This window comes from Chimaeribacter californicus (assembly GCF_002858675.1).
GTDB lineage: Bacteria > Pseudomonadota > Gammaproteobacteria > Enterobacterales > Enterobacteriaceae > Chimaeribacter > Chimaeribacter californicus.
In genome coordinates this window covers 149,592-171,776 of record NZ_PJZF01000003.1, presented here as the reverse complement: position 1 = coordinate 171,776, position 22,185 = coordinate 149,592, and the positions used below count along the sequence as shown (strand labels likewise).

Sequence of the window (22,185 nt, the reverse complement as noted above, 5' to 3'; positions counted from 1 at the left end):
AAAAGTCAGCCCGGTCAGAGACTCATTGAAACGTTTCAGCGTCGGTCAGCGCATCCGCTGTTTCCCCGGCGCCGCCTTTTTCTCATGAGAGCTGAAACGATTCAATTTCAGCAAGCGAGGAGAATTATGTTCCAGTTGTCACAGCAAGACATCCACCTCGGTGCCGCGGCAGGCAGCAAGCAGGAGGCCATCCAGCAGGTGGCGGCTGCCCTGACTGCGGCCGGCAATGTTGGCGCCGGTTATGTTGACGGCATGCAGCAACGCGAGTTGCAGACCTCCACCTACCTCGGCAACGGCATCGCCATTCCCCACGGTACCACTGACACGCGCGATCTGGTACTCAAGACCGGCGTGCAGGTGTTCCAGTTCCCGCAGGGCATCGCCTGGGGCGACGGCCAGACCGCCTATGTGGTGATCGGCATCGCGGCCCGTTCAGACGAACACCTGGCGCTGCTGCGCCAGCTGACCCACGTGCTGTCTGATGACAGCGTCGCCGATGAAATGGCGAAAACGGACTCCAAAGAGACCCTGCGCAGCCTGTTGATGGGCGAAAAACAGCGCGCGGAGCTGCTGTTTGACACCTCGCTGATGGCGCTGGATGTGGCCGCCGATAACCTGATCACCCTGCAGGCGCTGAATGCCGGCCGCCTGCAGCAGGTCGGTGCGGTAGACAGCCGCTTCGTCAGCGATGCCGTCAGCCGCACGCCGCTGAGCCTCGGCCAGGGCATCTGGCTGGCAGATAGCTATGAGGGCAACCTGCGCAGTGCCGTGGCGGTAAGCCGCCCGGCCAGCGCCTTTGAGCAGGATGGCGAGAAAGTCGCGCTGCTGGTCACCGCTGCCGTGGCAGACGACCAGCCGCTGGCGGTGCTGAACTACCTGAGTGACCTGCTGCTGGCCGATAAAGCTGAACGCCTGCTGAACGCTGACGCACCCACACTGCTGGCGCTGCTGACCAGTGTGGTGCCGGAAGAGAGCCAGGTGCTGAGCGCTGAATTTGTGGTGCGCAACGAGCACGGCCTGCACGCACGGCCGGGCACCATGCTGGTTAACACCATCAAACAATTTAACAGTGAGATCACCGTGACCAACCTCGACGGCAGCGGGAAACCGGCCAACGGCCGCAGCCTGATGAAAGTGGTGGCACTGGGCGTGAAAAAAGGCCACCGCCTGCGCTTCACCGCCAGCGGGGATGACGCCGAACAGGCGCTGCAAGCCATCGGCACTGCGATTGCCGAAGGGCTGGGGGAGGGCGTATGAGCCGCAGAGTCGCCACTATCACCTTAAACCCGGCCTACGATCTGGTGGGCTTCTGCCCGGAAATTGAGCGCGGGGAAGTTAACCTGGTGCAAACCACCGGGCTGCACGCCGCCGGGAAAGGCATCAACGTTGCCAAAGTGCTGAAAGATCTGGGCATCGACGTCACCGTCGGCGGTTTCCTGGGCAAAGAGAACCAGGACGGTTTCCAGCAGCTGTTCAGCGAGCTGGGCATCGCCAACCGTTTCCAGGTGGTCAACGGCCGCACCCGCATCAACGTCAAACTCACCGAGAACGGCGGTGAGGTGACTGACCTGAATTTCTCCGGCTTTAACGTCACCCCGCAGGACTGGGAGCGCTTCGTCACCGATTCCCTGAGCTGGCTCGGCCAGTTCGACATGGTGGCGGTGAGCGGCAGCCTGCCGGCGGGCGTTGACCCGGACGCCTTCACCGACTGGATGACGCGCCTGCGCAGCCAGTGCCCGTGCATCATTTTCGACAGCAGCCGCGACGCACTGGTCGCCGGGCTGAAAGCCTCGCCGTGGCTGGTTAAACCCAACCGCCGCGAGCTGGAGATCTGGGCCGGTAAAAAACTGCCGACGCTGGAATCCGTGGTTGAAGCGGCCCACAGCCTGCGCGATCAGGGCATCGCCCATGTGGTGATCTCCCTGGGCGCGGAAGGGGCGCTGTGGGTCAACGCCTCCGGGGCCTGGCTGGCACGCCCGCCGGCCTGTGAGGTGGTCAGCACGGTCGGCGCGGGCGACTCCATGGTCGGCGGCCTGATCTACGGCCTGCTGATGCGTGAATCAAGCGAACATACCCTGCGCCTCGCCACGGCGGTTGCCGCCCTGGCGGTGAGCCAGAGCAACGTCGGCGTCACTGACCGCACCCAACTGGCGGCAATGATGGCCCGTGTTGATTTAAAACCTTTTAATTAACAGCAGGAGGCACAATGAAAACGCTGCTGATGACAGACCCGTCGCTGGGGCAGGCACGAGGCTACCTGGCGAAACGTATGCTCACCGCTGCGGCCCAAAAGGCCGGGGTGACGCTGACTGATAATGTGGCGGAGGCCGATCTGGTGGCCGTCGCCGGTGAGCAGGCCCCTGCGGATGCCGCCCTGACCGGCAAGAAACTTTTTATAGGCGCACTGCAACAGGCAGTACGCGATCCGCAGGCTTTCCTGCAACGCGCCCAGCAGGAGGCCACCGCTTATCAGGCCCCGCAACCCACTGCGACCCTGACCAACGCTCCGGCTGCGGCTGCGGCCGCCGGGCCGAAACGCATTGTGGCGGTCACCGCCTGCCCGACCGGCGTGGCGCACACCTTTATGGCCGCCGAGGCGATTGAGGCGGAAGCCAAAAAACGCGGCTGGTGGGTGAAAGTCGAAACCCGCGGCTCCGTGGGTGCCGGTAACCCGATCACCCCGGAAGAGGTCGCGCAGGCCGATCTGGTGGTGGTGGCGGCAGACATCGAAGTGGATCTGGAGAAGTTCGCCGGTAAGCCGATGTACCGTACCTCGACCGGTCTGGCGCTGAAGAAAACCAAACAGGAACTGGACAAGGCCGTGGCGGAAGCGGAGGTCTATCAACCGGCCAAAGCGGGCAGTGCTGCGGCAAAAAGCACCAAAAAACAGGAAGGCGGCACCGGCCCATACCGTCACCTGTTGACCGGCGTCTCCTACATGTTGCCGATGGTGGTGGCGGGAGGGTTGTGTATCGCGCTCTCCTTTATCTTTGGTATCAAAGCGTTTGAAGTAAAAGGTACGCTGGCCGCAGCGCTGATGCAGATCGGCGGCGGCTCCGCCTTCGCCCTGATGGTGCCGGTGCTGGCCGGTTACATCGCCTTCTCAATTGCTGACCGCCCCGGCCTGACGCCGGGCCTGATCGGCGGGATGCTGGCCGTGAGCACCGGTGCCGGGTTTATCGGCGGGATCATCGCCGGTTTCCTGGCGGGCTATGTGGCCCGCGCCATCAGCGGCAAGCTGCGCCTGCCGTCCAGTATGGAGGCGCTCAAACCGATTCTGATTATCCCGCTGGTGGCCAGTTTGATTACCGGTCTGGCGATGATCTACATCGTCGGCACGCCGGTCGCAGGCCTCATGAACTGGCTGACCAACTGGCTGCAATCCCTGGGTACTGCGAACGCGGTGCTGCTGGGCGCGATCCTCGGGGCAATGATGTGTACCGACATGGGTGGCCCGGTCAACAAAGCAGCCTATGCCTTTGGTGTGGCACTGCTGAGTTCCTCGGTGTATGCGCCGATGGCCGCCATCATGGCGGCCGGTATGGTGCCGCCGCTGGCGATGGGGGTTGCCACCCTGCTGGCCCGGCGCAAGTTTGCGCAGAGCGAGCAGGAAGGCGGCAAAGCAGCGCTGGTGCTGGGGCTGTGCTTTATCTCCGAAGGGGCGATTCCGTTTGCCGCCCGTGACCCGATGCGTGTGCTGCCGTGCTGTATCGTGGGCGGGGCGCTGACCGGCGCACTCTCCATGGCCTTTGGTGCCAAGCTGATGGCACCGCACGGCGGGCTGTTTGTGCTGCTGATCCCAGGGGCTATCCAGCCGGTGCTGCTCTACCTGGTGGCGATTGTGGCCGGTACGGCCCTGGCGGGGATCTCTTACGCCATCATCAAACGCAGTGATGCGGAAGTGGCGGAGAACATCGAGGCGCAGTAAGCCGGTTTCCGGTAGCGTCCTGAATAGACAGGATGCCCCAAATAAAAAGGCGCTCAGTGAGCGCCTTTTTTTATGCCGTGGATTCAGACAGCCGGGCTGTCTGCGGTACTCTGCTGCGACATCAGCCAGGCGATCTCCTCGCTCCAGATGCTGCTGTCGATAGTTTCCAGGATCAGCGGGATATTATCAAACCGCGCATCCTCCATGATGTAGCTGAAAGGCGTATGGCCGATGTTGCCCATACCCAGGCTGTGATGGCGGTCAACCCGGCTGGCGAAAGCACTTTTGGCGTCGTTCAGGTGCATACCGCGCAGGTAGTTGAAGCCGACAATCCGGTCAAACTCGGCAAAGGTGCGGTCACACGCCTCGCGGGTGCGCAGATCATACCCGGCGGCAAAGGCGTGGCAGGTGTCGATACAGACGCCCACCCGGCTTTTGTCTTCCACGCCGTCAATGATCGCTGCCAGATGCTCAAAGCGGAAACCGAGGTTGCTGCCCTGGCCGGCGGTGTTCTCAATCACCGCCGTGACGCCTTCGGTCTGATCTAAGGCGATATTCACCGACTCCGCAATCCGCGCCAGACAGGCGTCTTCATCGATTTGCTTCAGGTGGCTGCCGGGGTGAAAGTTCAGCAGCGACAGCCCCAGTTGCTCGCACCGCTGCAACTCATCAATAAACGCGGCGCGTGACTTCTCCAGCGGCTCCGGTTCCGGGTGGCCGAGGTTAATCAGGAAGCTGTCATGCGGCAAAATCTGCCCGCTGGTGTAGCCGTAACGCTCGCAGTTGCGCCGGAAAGTCTCAATCACTGTGCTGCTCAGCGGCGCGGCACGCCACTGGCGCTGGTTTTTGGTGAACAGGGCGAACGCGGTCGCACCCAGCGCATGGGCGCGCTCCGGCGTTTGATCAACCCCGCCTGTGGCGCTGACGTGCGCTCCGACAAACTTCATGTCATTCTCCTTTGGTTCTGCCTGACAGCGCACAGTGTAATGGTTTTGTTACCACAAACGCAGCCTTTGATCGCCGCCGTTACCCGAGCAGCGCGTTAACCAGCAGGTTGATCCCCGCGCCGCCGGCCATCAGCCAGGCAAACAGCAAACCGCCCAGCAGTAACGGCCGCAGCCCGGCCTGCTTCAGGGCGCTGAACTGGGTGGTCAGCCCGAGGGCGGCCATCGCCATCGCCAGCAGCAGGTTGTCCAGCGCCAGCAGCGCCTGCACCCAGTGCGGCGGCAACAGCTGCAGGGAGTTCAGCATCGCCACCGCGATAAAGGCCAGCGCAAACCACGGCACGGTGACCGGCGCGGCAGTGCCGTTTTTCGCCGGGGCCTGCCGTGCCAGCCAGCCGGAGAGCAGCAGCAGGAACGGTGCCAGCATCATCACCCGCATCATCTTGGCGATTACGGCGGCGTTTTCAGCCTCCGGGCCGAGGGCGTGACCGGCGGCCACCACCTGTGCCACCTCATGCACCGTCGAGCCGGTATAGATGCCGAAAGCCTGTACGCTTACCGGCCACGCGCTGTGCGCCTGCAAAACATGGTAGAGCCACGGGTAGGCAAAAATCGCCAGCGTGCCGTACAGCACCACCGTCGCCACCGCGATGGCGGTCTTGCCCGCATCCGCTTTTGCCACCGGCCCGGTCGCCATCACGGCCGCTGCACCACAGATGCTGCTGCCGGCACCGATCAACAGCGTCGTCTCGCGATCCAGGCCAAAAACCCGGCGGCCCAGCCAGCAGGCCAGTAAAAAAGTTGAGCTGAGCGTTAAAAAATCGATAAGCCAGCCTGTGGTACCCACGGCCGTCACCTGCTGGAAGGTGAGGCGGAAGCCATAGAGGATAATGCCGAGGCGCAGCAGCGTCTGTTTGGCGAACGTCACGCCGGGGGCGCCGGCGGGGCGCAGCCAGGGATAAACCGTATTACCGGCGATAATCCCGGCCAGAATGGCCAGCGTCAGCGCGCCCAGTCCCAGGGAAGCCACACTATCCAGCCCGCTGATTTTCAACGCGATCCCGGTGAGCAGGCCGGTCAGCAGCAGCCCCGGCAGCAGCGCTGCGACGCGTTTAGGCGTAAAGATGCGCGTTTTGTGTGTGTTCATTAAAGAGAGAGTATTCATCAGGATGCCTCCAGGGGTAGGAAGGCAGCTTACGGCGGAGAAGTATAAAAGAGAAATTGATTATATCGTTATAACCAACCGTTAAAACTGGTATAAACATTAGCGCCATCAATCAATAACGTAGCAGAAACATATGGAGCGCCGGGGCTGCCTCACGAAATGCGGCAAACGTGATACCCTTAATTGTGAGGCACCTGCGCCACGCCTGGCCCTGACGCCGATAGGCGGCACAAACCCGGGCCCGGAAAACCCTCCCGGTTACCGGTACCGGCATCATTTCCGGGCATTCTGCGCCAACACACAGAGATCGCTATGCATATCACACTCCGACAACTTGAAGTCTTTGCTGAAGTGCTGAAGAGCGGTTCGACCACCCAGGCCTCGGTGGTGCTCTCCCTGTCACAATCTGCCGTCAGCGCCGCGCTGGCCGATCTGGAAAACCAGCTCGGGGTGCAGCTGTTTGACCGGGTCGGCAAACGGCTGGTCATTAATGAACATGGGCGGCTGCTCTACCCGCGGGCGCTGGCGCTGCTGGAGCAGGCCGGCGAGATCGAGCGGTTGTTCAACCATGACAACGGCTCCCTGCGTATCGCCGCCAGCAGCACCATCGGCAACTATATGTTGCCGGGGATGATTGCCGAATACCGCGCCGACTACCCCAACACGCCGCTGGAGCTGAACGTCGGCAACAGCCAGGACGTGATCACCGCGGTGGCTGATTTCCGCGTGGATCTCGGCCTGATTGAAGGGCCGTGCCACATGCCGGAGCTGATTACCCAGCCGTGGTTGCAGGATGAGCTGGTGGTGTTCGCCGCGCCGCAGCGGGTCAGGGCAGGGGAGCCGCTGGCCGAGCGGCCGGTGACGCCGGAGATGCTGGCGCAGGCGCCGTGGATCCTGCGTGAGCGCGGTTCCGGTACCCGCGAGGTGCTGGATCACCTGCTGCTGGCGCGGCTCCCGGCGTTCAACCTGGTGATGGAGCTGGGCAATTCCGAGGCGATTAAGCACGCGGTGCGCCACAATATCGGCATCAGCTGCCTGTCGCGCCGGGTCATCGCGGAGCAGCTCACGGCCGGTACGCTGGCCGAAATCCCGCTGCCGGGTGAGCCGCTGATGCGCACCCTGTACCTGATCCACCACCGGCAAAAACATATCTCCAGCGCGCTCCAGCGCTTCCTCGACTACTGCAAACTCCGCCAGTAGCGGCCACTGTTTGCTGCTTTTTGCCGCAATTTGCTCAGCCTTGCAACAGTTGTTGCAAGGCTGTTACTTATAATCCATGGCCTATCATGAAGCTCTCTTATAACCGCCCGATCCTGCTATACCTTAGGGGCGGGTTTGCTACAATCCGCCCTCAAATTCCCCCGGGACGAACAAAAATAGGGTAAAAATGGCGGAACAACATACTAATAATTCGCAGCCGCAACCGGCCCTGCGCCGGGAGCTTAAGGCGCGTCATCTGACGATGATCGCCATTGGTGGATCGATCGGTACCGGGCTGTTTGTGGCCTCTGGGGCCACCGTGTCACAGGCCGGGCCGGGGGGCGCACTGCTCTCCTACGCGCTGATCGGCCTGATGGTCTATTTCCTGATGACCAGCCTGGGTGAACTGGCGGCCTTTATGCCGGTCTCCGGTTCCTTCGCCACTTACGGCGCAAAATATGTGGAAGAGGGCTTCGGTTTCGCCCTCGGCTGGAACTACTGGTACAACTGGGCGGTGACCATCGCCGTGGAGCTGGTGGCCTCGCAGCTGCTGATGAGCTACTGGTTCCCGGATGTGCCAGGCTGGATCTGGAGCGCCCTGTTCCTGGGGCTGATGTTCCTACTGAACTGGATCTCGGTGAAAGGCTTCGGGGAAGCGGAATACTGGTTCTCGCTGATCAAGGTCGTCACGGTCATTATCTTCATTATTATCGGCGTGCTGATGATCGTCGGCATCATGAAGGGCGGTGAACATGCCGGGTGGCAGAACTGGACCATCGGTGACGCGCCGTTTGCCGGGGGCTTCTCCGCGATGATTGGCGTGGCGATGATCGCCGGTTTCTCTTTCCAGGGCACTGAGCTTATCGGCATCGCCGCCGGTGAGTCCGAAAACCCGTCGAAAAATATCCCGCGTGCGGTGCGCCAGGTGTTCTGGCGGATCATGCTGTTCTATATCTTTGCGATTCTGATCATCAGTCTGATTATCCCGTATACCGACCCGAGCCTGCTGCGTAACGATGTGAAAGACATCAGCGTCAGCCCGTTCACGCTGGTGTTCAAAAACGCCGGCCTGCTGTCGGCAGCGGCCGTGATGAACGCCGTGATCCTGACGGCGGTGCTCTCGGCGGGTAACTCCGGCATGTACGCCTCCACCCGTATGCTGTTTACGCTGGCGTCAGAAGGCCGTGCGCCGCGTATCTTTGCCCGGCTCTCCAAAGGTGGCGTGCCGCGTAACGCGCTCTATGCCACCACCGTGGTGGCGGCGCTCTGCTTCCTGACCTCGATGTTCGGTAACCAGACGGTTTACCTGTGGCTGCTGAACACCTCCGGCATGACCGGCTTTATCGCCTGGCTCGGTATTGCCGTCAGCCACTACCGTTTCCGCCGCGGCTATGTGAAGCAGGGGCTGTCGCTGGCGGCGCTGCCGTACCGCTCCGGCTTCTTCCCGCTGGGGCCGATGTTTGCCTTTGCGCTCTGTCTGGTGATCACCCTCGGGCAGAACTACCAGGCCTTCCTGCAAGACCAGATCGACTGGTCTTCAGTGGCGGCGACTTACATCGGTATTCCGCTGTTCCTGCTGATCTGGTTCGGTTACAAGCTGACCAAAGGCACTAAAGTGGTGAAATACCACGAGATGGAATTCCCGGAACACAAAGAGTAACGGCAGCCGCCCCGGTATGGGGTGAGCGAAAAAGCAGGGCGGATCATAGGATCCGCCCTTTTTTTATGGGGCGGTTCCGTCAGCTCAGGGGATAACAGAGCAGAAACAGCCTGTTACCTTTCTGAAAACCCTTTCTTGCCTATTAATGATATTGATAAGAATTCTCGTTTGCTTTATGGTTGGCTCCGCGTTGCCCGCCTCCGGCCGCACGCAGTAAGCGCACCCTATTTGCCGTTTCCGTTATGCCCCGGCGTTCGCACTACGCCCCGGCAGGCGCGCGGAACAGAACCCTTTGCAACAGAACCACCCGCAACAGGTAATCACAACATGAGCATCACCACTGACCCCTCGCGCCTGACGGCCACTGCGCCGCAGGCCGGTGTGATGGGGCACTACCGGCGTATTGTCCGGCACCGTCTGTTAATTATGGCGCTGCTGGTTGTGGCCATCATCGGCTCGCTGGTTCTTGATTTCACCCTTGGCCCGGCCGGGCTGTCGCTGCCGACCCTCTGGCATACGCTGCTGTCACCCGACACGGCAGACGCCGGCACCCGCGTGATCGTCTGGGACATCCGCCTGCCTTATGCGCTGATGGCAGTGGTGGTGGGGCTGGCGCTCGGCCTCGCCGGATCAGAGATGCAGACCATCCTCAATAACCCGCTGGCCAGCCCCTTTACCCTCGGGGTGTCATCGGCGGCGGCGTTTGGCGCGGCACTGGCGATTGTGCTCGGCATCGGGTTACCCGGCATTCCGGCCCAGTGGTTTATCTCGGCCAACGCCTTTATCTTTGCGCTGCTGGCGGCGCTGATGCTGGACGGCGTGACGCGCTGGACGCGGGTGGCCACCTCCGGCGTGGTGCTGTTCGGCATTGCACTGGTGTTCACCTTTAACGCGCTGGTGTCGATGATGCAATTCATCGCCACTGAAGACACGTTGCAGGGGCTGGTGTTCTGGACGATGGGCAGCCTGGCGCGCGCCAGCTGGACCAAGCTCGGCATTCTGCTGGCGGTGGTGGCGCTGCTGTTGCCGCTCTCGATGATGAGCGCATGGAAACTCACGGCGCTGCGCCTGGGTGAAGACCGCGCGGTGAGCTTCGGCATCGACGTGCGCCGCCTGCGGCTGGCGACGCTGCTGCGCATCAGCATTCTGTCCGCGCTGGCGGTAGCGTTTGTCGGCCCGATCGGCTTTATCGGGCTGGTGGCACCGCACATTGCGCGGCTGATGTTCGGGGAGGATCACCGTTTCTACCTGCCGGCCAGCGCGCTGATTGGTGCGCTGGTGCTGTCGATGGCCTCGGTGGCCTCGAAAAACCTGATACCCGGCGTGATTATTCCGGTCGGCATTGTGACCTCGCTGGTGGGCGTGCCGTTCTTCCTCAGTATTATTTTACGCCACCGGGGGACAGTATGACCGCAGGGCTAGAGATTCAGGCATTTCACGCCGGTTACCCGAAACGCCCGGTGATCCGTGACCTTAACGTGCCGCAGCTGCCGCGCGGGAAAATCACCGTGCTGCTGGGGCCGAACGGCAGCGGCAAATCCACGCTGCTGCGTTCGCTGGCCGGGCTTAACCCGGCACAGGGCGCGCTGCGGCTGGACGGGCAGGATCTGATGCAGATGCCGTTTTCCCGGCGGGCGGAGCAGGTGGTGTACCTGCCGCAGTCGCTGCCGGCCGGGGTGCACCTGCATGTGCTGGAGTCCATTATCGTGGCGCAACGCGCCGCGGGCGGGCGCGGGCAGCTCGCCGCCGGTGAGCACGAGGTGATGGCGCTGCTGGAGCAACTGGGCATCGCCCATCTGGCGCTCAGCTACCTCGATCAGCTCTCCGGCGGCCAGAAACAGCTGGTGGGGCTGGCACAGTCGCTGATCCGCCAGCCGTCGTTACTGTTGCTGGATGAACCGCTCAGCGCGCTGGATCTTAACTACCAGTTCCATGTGATGGATTTAGTGCGGCGTGAAACCCGGCGGCGCAATATGGTGACGGTGGTGGTGGTGCATGACATCAACATCGCGCTGCGCCATGGCGACCACGTATTGATGCTGCAAAACGGCAACCTGATCGCCGACGGCGCACCGGACACGGTGATCACACCGGCGAGCCTGGCGAAGGTGTATGGGGTGCGCGGGCGTATTGAACGCTGCTCGCAAGGGATGCCGCAGGTGATGATTGACGGGCTGGTGGCCCAGCCCTCACTGTGACTCAGCGCGTGGCGGTATAAATATCTGGCTGCACCTGCTGCCAGACGAAATTCTCGCGGTTAACCGGCGTGTAGCCGAGTTTTTCATACAGCCAGGGCGCGGTGGAGGTGACCAGCATCACCCGCCGCAGCCGCTGCCACAGCGGGTGTGCCTGGCAGCACTCCATCAGCCAGCGGCCGAGCCCGGCCTGCTGGTGCGCCTCCAGCACATAGACGTCACACAGGTAGCCGAAGGTGGCGAAATCCGTCACCAGCCGGGCAAAGCCTACCTGCGTTTCCCCCTGATACAGCCCAAAGTTCAGGCTGTGCGCCACCGACCGCTGCACCGTATCGCGATCAATCCCCGCCGCCCAGGTCGAGCGGGTCAGAAAGGCGTGGATCGCCGCAATGTCCAGCTGCGCCGGATCGGTGGAGATGCGGTAACGATCTTTTTTCCATTCAATAGGCGTGTCCATCGGTTTCTCCATGGGGTAGTTAGCCGACCTGTGTCTGTTTAATATAGAATTTCTTCAAAGAAAACAAAAGGGTTAACCCAACACCCAGTGCTGAGACGGCCAGGCAGCTATGCCATAAGGTCGCAGGCTGATTGAGCGCGAGGCTGAGGAACCGCCCGGCAAAGGCGTTGCCGCTGACGCCGCCAATCAGCCCGGCAATGCCCAGTACCCCAAACGCCGTGCCCAGCATCCGGGCAGGAATAGCCTCGCTGGTGACGGCATCAATCGTCGGGTCTACGGTAATTTCGCCCAGGGTATAAAACCCAATCAGGATAATAAACGCGCCCAGGCTTTCCACGCTGCCTAACAGAGAAAACGTGAGAGAGAACGCCATAAACCCCAGGCACATCGATAACCAGGGCGAGAGCCACTTATTCAAATAAACATTCACCAGAACTTGCAGCAAAATAACCACGGCGGCATTCATCATAAAGATCGCCGACACCGCCATTGCCCCCCATTTCTGGGAAGAGAAAAGAGGAAAGGCGCTTTCAAGTTGCATATAAATAAAATTAAACGCGCAGTAAAGCAGACAGGCCGCGATAAAGGAGAGATTGCTGCCCAGTTGCCGCACCGTGCCTTTATTGACCGGCGGAGAGGCGCTGTGGCTGTGGCCGGCGGGTATCGCAGCGGGCGCGGGCAAGGTGAACAGCACCGCCAGGGCAATAAGCTGGCTGGCGGCGGCGATGGCGAAGAAAGAGGCACTGTTGGCCGTTATAAACAGACCGCCGATGGCGCTGCCGAGCGCGACACCGACATTATTCACGGTGCTGCGGAATGAGAAGAGCAATATTTTATTGCTCCCTGCTGAAACACGCGCCACCAGGGTTTTGGCCGCCGGTGTAAATAAGCCTTTGCTGATGCCGACAGTGGTACTTAACACACAGATAATGCCGCTTTGGGAAATACCGGTAAAAAAGACCAGATAGCAGGCTATCTGAAGAATCAGCCCATATTTCATGGTGAGGTTAGGGCTGAACCTGTCCGTCATCAGCCCGCCCAGAAAGGTGGCACCATATTGACCAATTAAAAACAGCGAGAGCTGGAGTGTGGCAAATTCCGCGCTGAAATGCTGGAAACGTACCAGGTAAACCACCAGAAACGGAATCACTGAAAAATAGCCGATGGAGGTCAGCCATTGGACGAACAGCGTTTTGCGGGTGGGGGCGGAGAAGCCCCGCACCTCAGAAAGAATAGACATTCAGCGTACCACCGTCTCATGTAAAACCTGCGCAATGCGCTGATTAAGGGAGGCATGATCGTCGGCATCGACAATAAACCCACCATGGCGATGAAAGGAGTCGGTCATTGGCGGTATCTCATCGCCGGGTTTAAGCGTCCACTCATACCAACGTACCCACGCGGGTGGGGCGATAAACGGATGAGATGACAAGGTGACGGGGCCGGGCTGGAACTGGAAGTAGGTCATGGCGGCACAGCGTGACTGGGGCGGCGGCACGGTCACTGCCTCTCCACACAGCAGGCGGGTGGCGAGGGTGATCAGATCGATGCCGATGGCCAGCTCAACCAGTTGCCAGATGCGATCGCCCCCGGGGCGGTTGTGGCATTCGATCAGGTTTATGGTGTCACCTTCAATTTTTATCTCAGTATGGCCCACGCCGTTTTTCAGCTCGATGGCCTCCAATACCTGGAATAACCACTGTTCAAATTCCGCTGTCAGTATTTTCTGGGGCAGAATTTTATGCCCGACCTCCACCAGGCCGCTGGTGCCGCCCAGTAATTTTTCAGTCACCGCGACCAGCGTATGCCGCCCGTTAACCGAAAAGGTTTCGCAACTGTATTCTTTACCAGGCGCAAAGCATTCAACCAGCCAGTCACCGGCTATCGCGGGCAGCGTATCCCCAGGATGATTCAGGATGGCCACCTGCTGGCTGCCGGTCGCCGAGCGGGGCTTCACCACCACCGGCAGTGCATGGCCGGCAATAAACTGCGCGAGCTGTGCGTTATCCGTTATCGCCGCGAAGGGCAAGGCAGAGAGGGCGTGGGCGCCTACGGCCTCCCGGGTACGTACTTTATCCCGGCAGATCAGAGTGCTGCGAAGATCCGGGCCGGGCAGGTTCAGCGCGGCGGCGATCATGGCCGCCGGTTCCATCCCATATTCGGTAAAAGAGATCACCGCATCAAAGGGGGTATGTTGATGGGCATCACTGGCGATTAACAGCAGAGAAGGGAAATGCCGGAAGTCTGCCAGAAGGGTCACGCCACCGCGTATTTTCTGGCGTGCGGTCAGGCGGCTGGGTTCGGTCAATACCGTGACGTGGTGCCCACAGGCCGCCACTTTGTCAAAGTAATCATCGGTCGGCCCCAACAGCAGAATATGCCTTTTATCTGACATGCTCACCTTCCTCTTCACAGACATATTCAATCACGTTGTACAGCGCCTCATTGGCCTCATCACTTTGGCACAGCGAGGGGATAAGCTTCAGTGTGGCGGGTTGGTGGGCACACAGCGTGGTCAGGATTTTATTGGCATGGAGATAGTGCCAGCTTAATTGTGCCGCTTCAGGGGTGGTGAAATGCAGGAAATGCAGGGCGCCCAACGAGGAAACGCCCTGCAACAGCCGCGGGTAGCGTGCGGCCAGCGTTTTAAGCCGGTCGGAAAAGTGGCCATGGCGGGCCATCAGCCCGGGGGTTTCCAGGGTATCAGTCAGTAATTGCAGAGCCGCCAGCGCCACCCGGTGGCCAAGATTATTGCCGGAAAAGGTGGAGGCAATCAGCTTGGCGCAGCCGGGTCGCCCGGTAAAGGCGTGGAAAAAGGGCTGTTTTACCAGCAACTGCGCGCTGGGCATCAGGCCACCCGTCAGCGTTTTGGCGAGCAGGATAATATCAGGCCGTATGGCCCACCCCAGCGCCTGCATGGCACTGTAGTCACCGCACCGGCCCAGCCCGGTGAAAATTTCATCAACAATAAACAGGGTGCCGGTACGTGTGCAGGCCATACGGAAAGCCTCGGCCTGGGCCGCATCCAGCCGCCGGCCGCCGGCAATCGCCTGAAGAGGCTCAATAATGACGGCGGCATACTCACCCGACGCCAATAACGCAGGGACATCCTGCGGGTCGTCAAAGAACGTGACGCCGTCATCCGGTACCAGCGCTTCATAACCCTGACGCCAGAAAGGCATATTGTTCAGGGCCAGCGTCAGGCTGCTCAAGCCGTGGAAGGCGCCTGCTCTGGCAAGGATTTTCTGGCGGCCGGTGACGGTCATCGCGATTTTCAGCGCCCCTTCTACCGCTTCCGCGCCGGTGGTCAGTGTCCAGTTGTTCCAGCCGTCACCCAGCGCCAGCTTTTCAATCAGCTGTTGCGCCAGTGCCGCGCCATGGGCAGTGATCCCCATGGGCGCGCCGATGGGAAGATCGTCCGCCAGTGCGGCGATCAGCGCCTGCTGGAGAACCGGGTGATGATGACCAAACAGCATGGCACCATAATGGCCGATAAAATCAAACCACTCGTCCCCCTGGCTGTCGTGCAAACGATCGCCGGCGGCCCGGATGAATACGGGAACGTCTCCCAGCGGAGCCAGGGTCTGAAGCCAGTCATCATTGACATACCGGCTATACGCCTCCAGCGCGCCCATCGTTAAAGGAAATCCTGCATACGGTAATTAAGAGAAGGGCGGCCTTGCCGGACATGTAACTTTTCCAGCTCCTCCCAGGTTCTCCAGGTCATTTCCAGCAATAGCCCATAGCAATCCCGCGCGATCTCCTGGGTATCCACACTCTGCTCACCGCATTCCGCCAGCAGAAGGCGGGAAATATAGGGGTGGAACAACTTTTCGTTAAGCGCTTCATGTTTGCGCGAGCTTTCATTCACCTCTGCGGTTAACAAACCCGAGGTGGCAACCGCTTCATTGATGATATTGGGTTGGCCCGGTAACCCTTCGGTAATGGTGGCCGCCGCCGCATAAGCGACAACATGGTGACCTGCCAGCCAGGTGTAGGTGTCGCAAAGCAGTTGTGCAAAGGGGGTAGGAAGCGCGCTGTGCAGTTCATCTTCCGACAGGCCCAGCGCCAGGCAGGTTCTGAGCTCGTAAGACTCATGGCCCATCTCCTCGCTATAGTAGCGGCGCAGCAGCTTTTTCAGAGGGCGCGGCAGGCGCAGCGCAATGGCCGCGGAAACCAGATCGATAAAGCGCTCCGTGATGTAATACTCCTGCGCATAGACCGCCTCAATCAGCGATTTTTGAGCGCCGTGCGCATTGGTGCGCAGGGCCGGGGCAAAACGGCTCTCACCAAAGGAGGCCAGGCAATGTAACGCCCACCGCTCCAGGCGCAAGGCTAAATTGGTGCCGGAGTCCGGCTGGTCGATCGGCAGAGGCGGAAGGGGTTTACGCGCGGCATCGGGTGCCTGGCTGCGTACCAGCGCCCAGACAATCAGTGAGAGGCAGCGGCGCACTTCGCCTGACCAGAAAGCGGTGAAATCAATCGTGCCGGGTGCCGGCTCTTCGCCCAGCATACGTTGCATCAGCAGGGCGGTCGCGCGGACAGCCGGCGGGCAAAGCGTTTTCCAGCTGATGAGCGACAGAGACGCATAAAGAAGAAAGGCATTTTTTTCTTCCCGGATGAGGCCAATGAAATCGGCTTCACCCGCGTTCAGGGCGCGATCCAGCAGAGTGCGCAGGGGGGCTGTCAGCGCGGGTTGGTAAGGGCGCAACGCCGCTTCTGCCTCATCAAGCGCCGTCGCCAGGATCGCCTCTTTCCTGGCGGGCGTATGCTCAGGGGCGGTTTCGCGGATAAAGCCATACTCATTCAGCGAGCCGATAATCAGGGCGAGTTCTTCGTCCTGTGGCGTGCCCTGTATGCTTTTCCAGGCCTGTTGATCCCCCAGCCGCAGGCGCTCCAGCAGGCTGAAAATGGCATCAGGCTGAGTGGCACTGATCTCCAGCTCTGCCTCTGCTTCACCGATCTCAATCGTGCCATTTTCGTTTTTAGCCAGAAAAGCCGTGTTCAACGTCGGTTTCACAAAATGGCCAAGACTCCACTGTTCCATGACACTCTCCTCACTGATAGATGCGTAGGGTGGTAGCAGACTGATAATACTCACAAATCTGGCTGTCCCAGATTTTCATGGTTTCCAGCAGCGTCATGACATGGATCAGCGTCACCTGGGCCTCTTCCGCAGAGATGGCGGAGATGTGGCTTAACAGCTCATCGGTAATCAAATGGTGCCCGCCCTCTTCATTCACCTCTGAATGGCCGATGATCGGTTTCCAGAAAGCGTCCGGCAGCCCAAGGCGCCGGCAGTTCTCAACGAACACCGTATTAAACTCCGGGTAGGGCTCTTCGAACAGAAACAGGCTGGAGATAAAGCTCAACAGGTGCTGGCGGCTGAACGTCCCCAGGGTGGCGTAAACAGAAAAGGTGGCCGGCAGGGGTGTGGTCTGGCTGACCTGCTCTTCAGACAACCCGGCGGCACCCAGGGCTTTCAGTAACAAACCCTCATGGTCGTGCTCTTCCAGGAAAAGATGTTTAATGCCCTGGAATACCGCAGGCGGGCATTTTTGAGAGAGCGCAGGGGCGAGTACCGTGGGGGCCGCTTTAACAATATGGTAGTACTCAATGGCAAAGCCAATCAGCTGGGATGTGGTCGCGGTGCCGTTTTGCATGGCGGCGTACAGCGCCGAGGTGCCGAGCTGCGTATGCCATGCATTGGCATAGGTCTTGAGCTTACGGGCAAACTGTTCACCTGACAGGGTACCGGCAACCGGGGCGTAGTGGCTTTCTGTCAGCAGATAATGGTTATCAAGCTGTTCAATCAGCGCGTCTATTTCGTCGGCTAACAGGGGGTTCTTCGTTTTTAACTGAGAAGGCGTATAGCCGCCCGCTGACAGGTCAGTAATCAACGCATCCAGCGACGAGTCTTCAGCGTCAGAGAATAAAATCACCCCCTGCTGGCGATAATCTAAATGATGTTCTGCACCGTTGCGCGAATAAAGGATGCCGTCACGCAACTTTGGGTAAGAAAAACGTTGTGGTGAAGTCTGCATGGCTGGGTTTCCTCAGATATTGGACAGTCTGCGCAACAGCGGTTTTTTATCATCAGCGTAATGGTTCCACACTGCGCTATGGAAATTATCGTAAAGTTCAACAAAGAGGTAGGTATTGGCAATCATACTCTTCATTTGATCAAGACGAACCACCGGAATTTCATGGAACAGCTCGCGGGTTAATATGCCGTGCTCAGCGTCGATGTTAATGTTGGCATGTTCTTTAATCGGCTTGATAAAGGATTCGGAAACTTTGCCGCTTTGCTCCATGGCGAGGATATAGCTGTCGACTTTAATATCCTTACCCTCAAGAATGCCCATGGTGCTGAAGAAAAATAAGGGTTCATTAGCAGACCAATAGGCCAGTGCATTACATAAGGCCAGCGTCTCCGGCAGCGGTAATGTTTCGCTGATGTCGGCGCGCTGAATATCAATGTGATTCAGTGCCTTCAGTATCAGCTCATCATGACCATACTCTTCACCATAAAATTCATTCATGATCAGACGGGCTTTGGTCGACATCTGGAAGCTGAGTACGGGAGAGTCAAACCAGCTTTCGCGGAAAAGAAAGTGGTAATTTTCAATGGCCATGCCGTAATACACTTTCTCAGGGACGTCGCTGGGTGTCTGCATTGCCTGCCAGAATTTATTTTTGTATAGCGTGCTGTAAAGTAATTTAGCCTGTAGATCCTCAAGGATAAGAATAGCCTCATCACCACTTAAGTATGCGTTACCTGAGTTGTTGATATATCCGAGGTTATTGTCTATCAGCGCATCCAGAAAAGCCAACGCTGCCTCTTTATCCAGGGAGGACGTGCGCGATAAAATCTCACTGAGTGTGGTTTTTCCATCACAGGCTTTGATTAGCGTATTCCATTGCGCTGTATCACCGGTGATATTCTCAATTTCAAAAAGCGCATTCCCCTGTTGGAATAGCAGGCCGTGACTCTCTTCTTCCCGCGATACGGTGCCGGAAATGACATACTGGTTTTCCATATCTCACCCTCAATAATAAAAAGGACAGCCAGTTTCCTGGCTGTCATGGGAATTACAGGTGCGCAGCCATCAGGATTGGACGATCGCTTTTTGGTTTGATAACGACTTTCGGTTTCTGAGGTGCAGGGGTTTTCTCAGTTTTATTGCTCATGTCATATTCCTTCAATGGTGATGGTTGGTGGATGATCGAAAAAAATTATCTTTTTATGCGATCAACAGAAACCTAACAAAAATTTTTTTAACCGAAAAGGTAATTAACGCCGTGTGCAGGATATTGAAAATCGTTCTCATAAGAAATTTTATGCGTGCCTGGCAGAGCGGGTTTTTACACTGGATAAATGACATTATGCAAAGAATAAAGCTATTTATGCAGTAAATTTAGAATTTAAGAAAATAGGATTTATTTAGGATGTTGAACCGTTTCAATAATTAATTAATGGTTGATAAAATAAATAATAACTTAAATAAGTTGGCCAGAGATAAACAAATAGGGAGGTATACCGATTTACCGGATAAACGTTATTTTTGCGGATTAAAATAGGGTGATAAATATACCGTGGGAAAACTAATAAATATATCTTAACAGAGAGGCTGACCGGCAGATAATAAAGAAAGTGGTGGGAGGGAATGCAGTGGGGGAGTACCGGTAAGGGCAAACCTTACCGGTACCGGTGTGGGTTAGCCCAGCCGGTCGCGCAGCGCATAGTAGACTGCGCCGATGGCGGTGAACGGCACCTGCAGGCTGCGGCCGCCGAAGAACGGCATGTGCGGCAGGTTGGCGAAGGCGTCGAACCGTTCGGCGTCTCCGCGCATCACTTCAGAAATCAGTTTGCCGGCCAGGTGGGTGAGGGTGACGCCGTGGCCGCTGTCGCCCTGCATATAGTAGACGTTCTTCTCCAGCCGGCCGAATTGCGGCATCCGCGACAGCGTCAGCAGGAAGTTGCCGCTCCAGCGGTAGTCAATCTTCACCCCTTTCAGCTGCGGGAAGGTTTTATACAGCTTCGGCAGGATCAGCGGGTCGATGTCCGCCGGGTCGCGCGCGCCGTAGATCACGCCGCCGCCAAACAGCAGCCGCCGGTCAGCGGTCAGGCGGAAGTAATCCAGCAGGTAGTTGCAGTCTTCCACGCAGTAGTTGTTCGGCAACAGCGAGCGGGCCACCGCCTCGGACAGCGGCTCAGTGGCAACAATCTGCGAGCCGCACGGCATGCTGAGCCGTGACAGACGCGGCTCCAGCCTGTCGCCCAGGTAAGCGTTGCCGGCCATGATCACAAACCGCGCCCTGACTTCGCCCTGCGCGGTATGCACCCGCGCCGGGGTGCCGTGGTTGATGTGTGTCACCGCGGAGTGTTCATAGATGCGGCCGCCGTGGCGGCGGATCGCCTCGGCCTCGCCGAGCGCCAGATTGAGCGGGTGAAGGTGGCCCCCGCGCGGGTCGAGCATGCCGCCCACATAGCGCCGGGTACCGATTTCATGCCGGATACCGCTCTCATCCAGCATGATCAGACTGTGATGCCCATATTTCTCCCACAGCGCTTTCTGCTGGTGAAGATGGGCAACCTGTTTATAGTTGAGTGCGGCGAAGATGCCGCCGGGGCGATAGTCACAGTCAATGGCGTACTGATCGATGCGCTGGCGGATGATGTCCGCCCCTTCAAAGATCATGCTGCCCAATGCCTGGGCAGTGTCCTGGCCATAGCGCGCCTCGATAACATCCACGTCCCGGCTGAAGGAGTTCACTACCTGGCCGCCGTTGCGCCCGGTGGCCCCCCAGCCGACACGCACTGCCTCCAGCAGTACCACGTCATACCCGGCTTCCGTCAGGTAAAGGGCAGAAGAGAGGCCGGTAAAGCCGCCGCCCACGATGCAGACATCGCACTCTATCTGGCCGGCAAGCTGCGGCCAGGGTTCATGCGGGTTGGCCGTTGCCGCATAGTAACTACTAATATGCTCGGTCATATCCTTCTCCTTATACAGGCCCGGTGTGCTTCCTGCCCACAGGGGAACGCGGCGACCTCAGGCCGGGGTTCCCACACTGCGGGGGTGACGCCGTAGATGGCAACAAAATGAAGCAATTACTGTGCCACTGCCTGCGGATTGACCGCTAAAACGTCGTCGGGGTGTGGGCGCTGATAATGCGGCACACCTGCGCCGACAGATTGGTAAAACTGTGCGCCATGCCGGTATTGATGGTGTAACTCTGCCCGGCATGCAGCGGGAACTGCTGTCCGTTCACGGTCAGGACAATCTCCCCCTCCAGCAGGGTACCGACTTCCTCACCCTGATGGCGGATCTTCTCGCCGGTGCTGCTGCCCGGCTCGTAGGTTTCCAGCAGCATCGCCAGTGCACGCATCGGGTTACCGTTATGCACCAGCTTCATCGACACGCCCTGGCTGCCGATTTCAATCAGGTTCTCCGGCTCAATCACCACCTGCGGGGTCTTCAGGCGGTTATCGTCGGTAAAGAACTCTGCCATCGACAGCCCATAGACCGTCAGCAGCTTTTGCAGCGTGCTGATCGCCGGGCTGACCTTGTCCTGCTCAATGGTACTGATGGCGCTGTGGGTCAGGCCGGCCAGCTCGGCCGCCCGGCGCTGTGATAACCCTAATTGCTGGCGCAGCTGTGACAGCCGCCGCCCGGGTGCCAGGCTGACTTCACTCATAGGGCAGGTTCCTGCACCGCGCGCTCTTCGACCATGGCGTCGCGGCACGCGCTGATAAAGGCTTCAAACAACTGGCGCGATACCGGGTTTTCCTCGATGCGCCATTCCGGATGCCACTGCACCCCCAGGGCGAACGGGTGGTCACGGACACTGACCGCCTCCACCAGGCCGTCCGGCGCGCTGGCTTCCACGCGCAATGACGGGCTGAGCCGCCGTGTGCCCTGGCCGTGCAGCGAATTCACCTCAAACAGCGGAATGCCCGGCAGCAGCGATTCCAGCATGCCGCCCGGCTCGACGATCACCGGGTGCGCCGGGCCGTACTGAATATCTGCAGACTGCGACAGATCTTCGCGGTGGTCCATAAAGCCCGGCTCGTTATGCACCTGCCGGTGCAGGGCGCCGCCGGTGGCCACCACCAGCTCCTGCATCCCCCGGCAGGCGGCAAACAGCGGCAGGCGCTGGTCGAGCATGCTGCGGATCAGCGTCAACGCCAGCTGATCGCGCCCCGGATCGATCCACTCTTCAATGCCCTCTTCACCATAATGGTGCGGCTCGATGTTGCTCGGGCTGCCGGTCAGGAAGATGCCGTCAAGCCGGGCGATCACGCTGTCAAGCGCATAAGGCTGGGACGCCAGCACCTGCGGCAGCGCCACCGGCAGGCCACCCGCCGCGAACACCGCATCAAGATATTTCTCTTCAACGGTTTGTGTGTAATGTCCCTCAATACTTTCCCGGCACATAACAACGCCAACAACTGGTCTGTTAAATATATTGCCCATTATTTGGCCTCGCAGACTGGACTAAATTTTTGCCAAAAAACGCTGCTTTTTTGACATCCTGGTCATTATTTTATCAATTTAGCAGTCTGGTGGTTAATATTCAAACCACCTCGTAACATTTGCAAAACAAACACGATGGGGCTATGTTTCTAACAGAC

19 protein-coding genes are annotated in these 22,185 nt (G+C 59.1%); 7 read left to right on the top strand and 12 right to left on the bottom strand.

Annotated elements, in window-relative coordinates:
• Nucleotides 1–126 precede the first annotated feature (126 nt).
• Genes fruB through fruA form a run of 3 tightly spaced genes read left to right on the top strand, consistent with a single transcriptional unit; the run spans nucleotide 127 to nucleotide 3,928 of the window.
• Nucleotides 127–1,257 carry a fused PTS fructose transporter subunit IIA/HPr protein gene (gene fruB, locus CYR55_RS05770; protein WP_101815200.1) on the top strand — a complete coding sequence of 377 codons (1,131 nt, stop codon included), beginning with the start codon at nucleotides 127–129 and terminating at the stop codon, nucleotides 1,255–1,257.
• Nucleotides 1,254–2,192, top strand: coding sequence for a 1-phosphofructokinase (gene fruK, locus CYR55_RS05765; RefSeq protein WP_101815199.1), 939 nt, complete (start codon nucleotides 1,254–1,256; stop codon nucleotides 2,190–2,192). The genes fruB and fruK overlap by 4 nt, the downstream gene beginning before the upstream one ends.
• Before the next feature lie 14 nt (nucleotides 2,193–2,206).
• Nucleotides 2,207–3,928: a PTS fructose transporter subunit IIBC gene (fruA, locus tag CYR55_RS05760; RefSeq protein ID WP_101815198.1), complete on the top strand. Its 1,722-nt coding sequence runs from the start codon at nucleotides 2,207–2,209 to the stop codon at nucleotides 3,926–3,928.
• An 83-nt stretch (nucleotides 3,929–4,011) separates the two neighbouring features.
• Here fruA and nfo read toward each other — a convergent pair whose 3' ends face one another.
• A complete protein-coding gene (nfo, locus tag CYR55_RS05755; RefSeq protein ID WP_101815197.1) occupies nucleotides 4,012–4,875 on the bottom strand; it encodes a deoxyribonuclease IV in 864 nt (287 codons plus the stop codon).
• A 79-nt stretch (nucleotides 4,876–4,954) separates the two neighbouring features.
• Nucleotides 4,955–6,019, bottom strand: a complete 1,065-nt coding sequence (locus CYR55_RS05750) for a YeiH family protein (protein WP_241522097.1) — start codon at nucleotides 6,017–6,019, stop codon at nucleotides 4,955–4,957.
• 330 nt (nucleotides 6,020–6,349) lie between these two features.
• Between CYR55_RS05750 and yieE the strand changes: the two genes are divergently transcribed.
• The 4 genes from yieE (at nucleotide 6,350) to CYR55_RS05730 (ending at nucleotide 11,095) form a co-directional block, all read left to right on the top strand.
• Nucleotides 6,350–7,237 carry a DNA-binding transcriptional regulator YeiE gene (yieE, locus tag CYR55_RS05745; protein WP_101815195.1) on the top strand — a complete coding sequence of 296 codons (888 nt, stop codon included), beginning with the start codon at nucleotides 6,350–6,352 and terminating at the stop codon, nucleotides 7,235–7,237.
• 187 nt (nucleotides 7,238–7,424) lie between these two features.
• Nucleotides 7,425–8,897 (top strand): amino acid permease, encoded by a 1,473-nt coding sequence (locus CYR55_RS05740; RefSeq protein WP_101815194.1) that lies wholly within the window; start codon nucleotides 7,425–7,427, stop codon nucleotides 8,895–8,897.
• Nucleotides 8,898–9,224: 327 nt separating this feature from the next.
• Complete coding sequence (locus CYR55_RS05735; RefSeq protein WP_101815193.1) at nucleotides 9,225–10,307, top strand: FecCD family ABC transporter permease; 1,083 nt, start codon at nucleotides 9,225–9,227, stop codon at nucleotides 10,305–10,307.
• Nucleotides 10,304–11,095 carry an ABC transporter ATP-binding protein gene (locus tag CYR55_RS05730; RefSeq protein WP_101815192.1) on the top strand — a complete coding sequence of 264 codons (792 nt, stop codon included), beginning with the start codon at nucleotides 10,304–10,306 and terminating at the stop codon, nucleotides 11,093–11,095. Before CYR55_RS05735 ends, CYR55_RS05730 begins: the two co-directional genes overlap by 4 nt.
• Nucleotide 11,096: 1 nt before the next feature.
• On the opposite strand, the gene CYR55_RS05725 is transcribed toward CYR55_RS05730, so the two are convergent.
• From CYR55_RS05725 to puuD, 10 genes are all read right to left on the bottom strand, one after another.
• Nucleotides 11,097–11,549, bottom strand: a complete 453-nt coding sequence (locus CYR55_RS05725; protein ID WP_101815191.1) for a GNAT family N-acetyltransferase — start codon at nucleotides 11,547–11,549, stop codon at nucleotides 11,097–11,099.
• A 19-nt stretch (nucleotides 11,550–11,568) separates the two neighbouring features.
• Entirely contained in the window at nucleotides 11,569–12,789 is a 1,221-nt protein-coding gene (locus CYR55_RS05720; protein ID WP_101815190.1) for an MFS transporter, read from the bottom strand.
• The gene (locus CYR55_RS05715; protein ID WP_165699532.1) at nucleotides 12,790–13,944 is read right to left on the bottom strand and encodes an ATP-grasp domain-containing protein; all 1,155 of its coding nucleotides are present in this window, start codon (nucleotides 13,942–13,944) and stop codon (nucleotides 12,790–12,792) included.
• Nucleotides 13,934–15,184, bottom strand: a complete 1,251-nt coding sequence (locus CYR55_RS05710) for an aminotransferase class III-fold pyridoxal phosphate-dependent enzyme (protein WP_101815188.1) — start codon at nucleotides 15,182–15,184, stop codon at nucleotides 13,934–13,936. The genes CYR55_RS05715 and CYR55_RS05710 overlap by 11 nt, the downstream gene beginning before the upstream one ends.
• Before the next feature lie 2 nt (nucleotides 15,185–15,186).
• Nucleotides 15,187–16,596 carry an iron-containing redox enzyme family protein gene (locus CYR55_RS05705; protein WP_101815187.1) on the bottom strand — a complete coding sequence of 470 codons (1,410 nt, stop codon included), beginning with the start codon at nucleotides 16,594–16,596 and terminating at the stop codon, nucleotides 15,187–15,189.
• A gap of 10 nt (nucleotides 16,597–16,606) precedes the next feature.
• Nucleotides 16,607–17,593, bottom strand: a complete 987-nt coding sequence (locus CYR55_RS05700; protein ID WP_101815186.1) for an iron-containing redox enzyme family protein — start codon at nucleotides 17,591–17,593, stop codon at nucleotides 16,607–16,609.
• 12 nt (nucleotides 17,594–17,605) lie between these two features.
• Nucleotides 17,606–18,589: an iron-containing redox enzyme family protein gene (locus CYR55_RS05695; RefSeq protein WP_101815185.1), complete on the bottom strand. Its 984-nt coding sequence runs from the start codon at nucleotides 18,587–18,589 to the stop codon at nucleotides 17,606–17,608.
• A 678-nt stretch (nucleotides 18,590–19,267) separates the two neighbouring features.
• Nucleotides 19,268–20,545, bottom strand: coding sequence for an NAD(P)/FAD-dependent oxidoreductase (locus tag CYR55_RS05690; protein WP_101815184.1), 1,278 nt, complete (start codon nucleotides 20,543–20,545; stop codon nucleotides 19,268–19,270).
• Nucleotides 20,546–20,690: 145 nt separating this feature from the next.
• Nucleotides 20,691–21,248, bottom strand: coding sequence for an HTH-type transcriptional regulator PuuR (gene puuR / locus CYR55_RS05685; RefSeq protein WP_101815183.1), 558 nt, complete (start codon nucleotides 21,246–21,248; stop codon nucleotides 20,691–20,693).
• A complete protein-coding gene (gene puuD / locus CYR55_RS05680) occupies nucleotides 21,245–22,027 on the bottom strand; it encodes a gamma-glutamyl-gamma-aminobutyrate hydrolase (protein WP_101815182.1) in 783 nt (260 codons plus the stop codon). The genes puuR and puuD overlap by 4 nt, the downstream gene beginning before the upstream one ends.
• Nucleotides 22,028–22,185: the final 158 nt, after the last annotated feature.

Excerpts from the sequence above, each read along its gene's own strand:
- fruB (WP_101815200.1), top strand. The coding sequence starts at position 127 with ATGTTCCAGTTGTCACAGCAAGACATCCACCTCGGTGCCGCGGCAGGC.
- fruK (WP_101815199.1), top strand. The coding sequence starts at position 1,254 with ATGAGCCGCAGAGTCGCCACTATCACCTTAAACCCGGCCTACGATCTG.
- fruA (WP_101815198.1), top strand. The coding sequence starts at position 2,207 with ATGAAAACGCTGCTGATGACAGACCCGTCGCTGGGGCAGGCACGAGGC.
- nfo (WP_101815197.1), bottom strand. The coding sequence starts at position 4,875 with ATGAAGTTTGTCGGAGCGCACGTCAGCGCCACAGGCGGGGTTGATCAA.
- CYR55_RS05750 (WP_241522097.1), bottom strand. The coding sequence starts at position 6,019 with ATGAACACACACAAAACGCGCATCTTTACGCCTAAACGCGTCGCAGCG.
- yieE (WP_101815195.1), top strand. The coding sequence starts at position 6,350 with ATGCATATCACACTCCGACAACTTGAAGTCTTTGCTGAAGTGCTGAAG.
- CYR55_RS05740 (WP_101815194.1), top strand. The coding sequence starts at position 7,425 with ATGGCGGAACAACATACTAATAATTCGCAGCCGCAACCGGCCCTGCGC.
- CYR55_RS05735 (WP_101815193.1), top strand. The coding sequence starts at position 9,225 with ATGAGCATCACCACTGACCCCTCGCGCCTGACGGCCACTGCGCCGCAG.
- CYR55_RS05730 (WP_101815192.1), top strand. The coding sequence starts at position 10,304 with ATGACCGCAGGGCTAGAGATTCAGGCATTTCACGCCGGTTACCCGAAA.
- CYR55_RS05725 (WP_101815191.1), bottom strand. The coding sequence starts at position 11,549 with ATGGACACGCCTATTGAATGGAAAAAAGATCGTTACCGCATCTCCACC.
- CYR55_RS05720 (WP_101815190.1), bottom strand. The coding sequence starts at position 12,789 with ATGTCTATTCTTTCTGAGGTGCGGGGCTTCTCCGCCCCCACCCGCAAA.
- CYR55_RS05715 (WP_165699532.1), bottom strand. The coding sequence starts at position 13,944 with ATGTCAGATAAAAGGCATATTCTGCTGTTGGGGCCGACCGATGATTAC.
- CYR55_RS05710 (WP_101815188.1), bottom strand. The coding sequence starts at position 15,184 with ATGGGCGCGCTGGAGGCGTATAGCCGGTATGTCAATGATGACTGGCTT.
- CYR55_RS05705 (WP_101815187.1), bottom strand. The coding sequence starts at position 16,596 with ATGGAACAGTGGAGTCTTGGCCATTTTGTGAAACCGACGTTGAACACG.
- CYR55_RS05700 (WP_101815186.1), bottom strand. The coding sequence starts at position 17,593 with ATGCAGACTTCACCACAACGTTTTTCTTACCCAAAGTTGCGTGACGGC.
- CYR55_RS05695 (WP_101815185.1), bottom strand. The coding sequence starts at position 18,589 with ATGGAAAACCAGTATGTCATTTCCGGCACCGTATCGCGGGAAGAAGAG.
- CYR55_RS05690 (WP_101815184.1), bottom strand. The coding sequence starts at position 20,545 with ATGACCGAGCATATTAGTAGTTACTATGCGGCAACGGCCAACCCGCAT.
- puuR (WP_101815183.1), bottom strand. The coding sequence starts at position 21,248 with ATGAGTGAAGTCAGCCTGGCACCCGGGCGGCGGCTGTCACAGCTGCGC.
- puuD (WP_101815182.1), bottom strand. The coding sequence starts at position 22,027 with ATGGGCAATATATTTAACAGACCAGTTGTTGGCGTTGTTATGTGCCGG.